Consider the following 255-nt stretch of genomic DNA (forward strand, 5'->3'; position numbering starts at 1 on the left):
TCCTGAACATGCGCCGGATCAACAGCCGGGGGATGGCCCAGGCCAACAAACACGTGATGATGGCTGCACTCACTTACAATCTGAAAAAGTACCTGGCCTTTGAACGGCGGTCAGCGAAAAGGCCGGCCATGGCAATGAAAAAGGCCCTCAGGGGCCTAAAATTTGCTTTTCTGGAGCTGCTTTGGGCCGATATCATCGCTATACCTGCTCCTAGCCCCGCCTGACCGAAAAACGATCCCGTTTTCGCCAGCCAAT

At 54.5% G+C, this 255-nt stretch carries 1 pseudogene; it reads left to right on the plus strand.

The window, feature by feature from the left end:
* Positions 1 to 224 (plus strand): annotated as a pseudogene (locus L0U89_RS20420) (hypothetical protein); the annotation flags it as partial.
* Positions 225 to 255: the final 31 nt, after the last annotated feature.

It is taken from the genome of Mariniradius sediminis (assembly GCF_021491425.1).
GTDB classification, from domain to species: Bacteria; Bacteroidota; Bacteroidia; order Cytophagales; family Cyclobacteriaceae; genus Mariniradius; species Mariniradius saccharolyticus.